Genomic DNA, 3,204 nt, shown 5'->3' on the forward strand with positions numbered 1-3,204 from the left:
GCGCTGGAGGCGCTGGCGGGCGAGCTCGACGAGCGCGCGCACGTGCTGCCGACGAACCTGTCCGACACGGCCGCCGTCGAGGCGCTGGTGCCGGCGGCGGAGGCCGCGCTCGGCGGTCTCGACATCCTCGTCAACAACGCCGGCATCACCCGGGACAACATCTTCGTGCGGATGAAGGACGAGGAGTGGGACCAGGTCATCGCCGTCAACCTCACCGCCGCGTTCCGCCTGTCGCGGGCGGCGGTGCGGGGGATGATGCGGCGGCGGGCCGGGCGCATCGTCAACATCGGCTCGGTGGTCGGCACCACCGGCAACCCCGGCCAGGGCAACTACGCGGCGGCCAAGGCCGGGCTCGTCGGGCTGACCAAAGCGCTGGCGGCGGAGGTCGCCTCGCGCAACGTCACCGTGAACTGCGTCAGCCCCGGCTTCATCGCCTCGCCGATGACCGACGTGCTCAACGAGAAGCAGCGCGAGGGCATCCTCGGCCGGGTGCCGGCCGGGCGCCTCGGCGAGGGCGCGGAGGTGGCCGCCGCCGTGGTCTACCTCGCCTCGGCGGAAGCGGCCTACGTCACCGGCCAGACGCTGCACGTCAACGGCGGCATGGCGATGGTGTGACGCCGGGGCGCGCGGCCCGGCCATCCCGCGGAAAACGCGGCGGAATCGGCGCCCGGAGCACACCGATGAACGGTTCGTGAACCGGGCCTCGCCAGCGCCGAAACCCTGTGTTAACACCCCGGCTGCCGTGCAAGGGGTTGACGGTTCGGCGGGTTCCGAGTCCAAGGCCAACAGGATTTCAGGACCCAGCGCGTTCGGTCACCAGCCGCTCGAAACAGGACTGGCCCGAAGCAAGGGCCACGGCGGCAACGGCGCCATTCCTTTCACCCACGTAACGTGAAGACCGAGGACCAGCAACGATGAGCGATATCGCTGAGCGCGTGAAGAAGATCGTCGTCGAGCACCTGGGCGTCGAGCCCGAGAAGGTGGTCGAGGGCGCCAACTTCATCGACGACCTCGGTGCCGACAGCCTCGACACCGTCGAGCTCGTGATGGCGTTCGAGGAAGAGTTCAACGTCGAGATTCCGGACGACGCCGCCGAGACCATCCAGACGGTCGGCGATGCGGTGAAGTTCCTGGAGAAGAACTCGGCCGCCTGATCGGCCAAAACGTCCTTCGGGTCGACGCGGCGCGGGCGGGGTGGAAACACCCGACGCGCCGCTGTCGTTGTTCAAGCGGAACGGGTTCGGGATAGCGCGATGCGGCGGGTGGTGGTTACGGGTCTGGGGATGGTCACGCCGCTCGGCAGCGGAGTCGAGCACACCTGGAGCCGGCTGATCGCCGGCGACAGCGGCGCCGGGCCGATCACCACCTTCGAGACCTCCGACCTAGCCTGCCGCATCGCCTGCACCGTGCCGCTGGGCGACGGCAGCGACGGCACCTTCGATCCCGACGCGTGGATGGAGCCGAAGGAGCAGCGCAAGGTCGACCCGTTCATCGTCTTCGCGATGGCCGCCGCGGGCCAGGCGCTCGACGATGCCGGCTGGCACCCGACGAGCTACGAGGACCAGTGCGCCACCGGCGTGATGATCGGCTCCGGCATCGGCGGCATCGGCGGCATCTACGACGCCTCGGTGACCCTGAAGGACAAGGGCCCGCGGCGGATCTCGCCGTTCTTCATCCCCGGCCGCATCATCAACATGGCCTCGGGCCAGGTCTCGATCGCGCACGGCCTCAAGGGCCCGAACAGCGCCGTCGTCACCGCCTGCTCCACCGGCACGCACGCGATCGGCGACGCGGCCCGCCTGATCATGCTGGGCGACGCCGACGTGATGGTCGCGGGCGGCGCCGAATCGCCGGTCGACCGGCTGTCGATCGCGGGCTTCGCCGCCTGCCGGGCGCTGTCCACCGGCTTCAACGACACGCCGACCAAGGCCTCGCGCCCCTACGACAAGGCCCGCGACGGCTTCGTGATGGGCGAAGGCGCCGGCGTGGTGGTGCTCGAGGAGTACGAGCACGCCAAGGCCCGCGGCGCCAAGATCTACGCCGAGGTGGTCGGCTACGGCATGTCGGGCGACGCCTACCACATCACCTCCCCCTCGCCGGACGGCGACGGCGCCTTCCGCTGCATGACGGCGGCCGTGAAGCGGGCCGGCATCGACCCGGGCGCGATCGACTACATCAACGCCCACGGCACCTCGACGCCGATGGGCGACGAGCTCGAGCTGCGCGCCGTCGAGCGCCTGCTCGGCGCCTCGGCCCAGGGCGTCGCGATGTCCTCGACCAAGTCCGCCGTCGGCCACCTCCTCGGCGCCGCCGGCGCGATCGAGGCGATCTTCTCGATCCTGACCATTCGCGACGGCGTCATCCCCCCGACCCTCAACCTCGACGACCCGAGCGTCGAGACCGCCCTCGACCTCGTCCCGCACGAGGCCAAGCGCCGGCGGGTCGACATCGCGCTGTCGAATTCGTTCGGGTTTGGCGGGACGAATGCGAGCTTGGTGATGCGGCGGGTTTCTTAACTCGCTGTTTTGGTTGTTATCGGCTCTGTTGGTAGAACTTCCAGCATCGCCGTAACTACACTCCGCAAAATTCCCACTGAAGACAATGCCTCGTCCAGTGATAAGGGAGCCTCTGAGTGTATTATTGGGTTTCTATGTAATCAAGCCATCTGGCCCAGCGAAGACAAAACCTTCTATCGCCAATATCTTTCGAACGCATTGTTTTAACGTAAATGCCCAGACTTTTTACTATCGGATTTGGCATTTTTTGCTGACGACAGAGTAGTACTTTCGCAGCACGCTTTCAGTTGCTCCAAATAAATGAGCTCCACAAGCGGTTGGCATGTCGTAAGCAATCGCTTTTGCTGCTTCTCTTACGTCGACCAACGCCTCGGGGACCCTGTTTTTTTAGACCCCGTTTCATAATGGGCAGAACAGCTTAGCTATTGGGTGAGCGGCGAGCATCGCGGGCGTTGGGAGAGTGTCTGACGCTCACCCAGGAACCCCAATGTGGACGCCCGCCGCCCGCGCCGAGCTTGCGCGCGAGAGCCTGCCCTACGCAACCAATCTCAGCGATGACGTGTGGGCGGTGCTTGCGCCGCTTCTGCCTGCGCCGTCCAGCACAGGCCGCCCATGGCGCCGGCCCCTGCGCGCGGTCTTCGACGGCATCCTGTACGTCCTGCGGACAGGATGCGCGTGGCGGCATCTG

General features: G+C 67.0%; 4 protein-coding genes. All 4 read left to right on the forward strand.

Annotated elements, in window-relative coordinates; genetic code table 11:
* The coding region (gene fabG / locus FV230_RS26430) for a 3-oxoacyl-ACP reductase FabG (RefSeq protein WP_147844494.1) at positions 1 to 615 on the forward strand (615 nt) is incomplete at its 5' end.
* Positions 616 to 914: 299 nt separating this feature from the next.
* Positions 915 to 1,154 carry an acyl carrier protein gene (locus FV230_RS26435; RefSeq protein WP_066926221.1) on the forward strand — a complete coding sequence of 80 codons (240 nt, stop codon included), beginning with the start codon at positions 915 to 917 and terminating at the stop codon, positions 1,152 to 1,154.
* A gap of 99 nt (positions 1,155 to 1,253) precedes the next feature.
* Complete coding sequence (gene fabF, locus FV230_RS26440) at positions 1,254 to 2,516, forward strand: beta-ketoacyl-ACP synthase II (RefSeq protein WP_147844495.1); 1,263 nt, start codon at positions 1,254 to 1,256, stop codon at positions 2,514 to 2,516.
* A gap of 487 nt (positions 2,517 to 3,003) precedes the next feature.
* On the forward strand, positions 3,004 to 3,204 hold a 201-nt coding region (locus FV230_RS26445; protein WP_147844496.1), incomplete at its 3' end, for a transposase.

The sequence above is a fragment of the Methylobacterium sp. WL6 genome, assembly GCF_008040095.1.
In the GTDB taxonomy this organism is placed as follows: domain Bacteria; phylum Pseudomonadota; class Alphaproteobacteria; order Rhizobiales; family Beijerinckiaceae; genus Methylobacterium.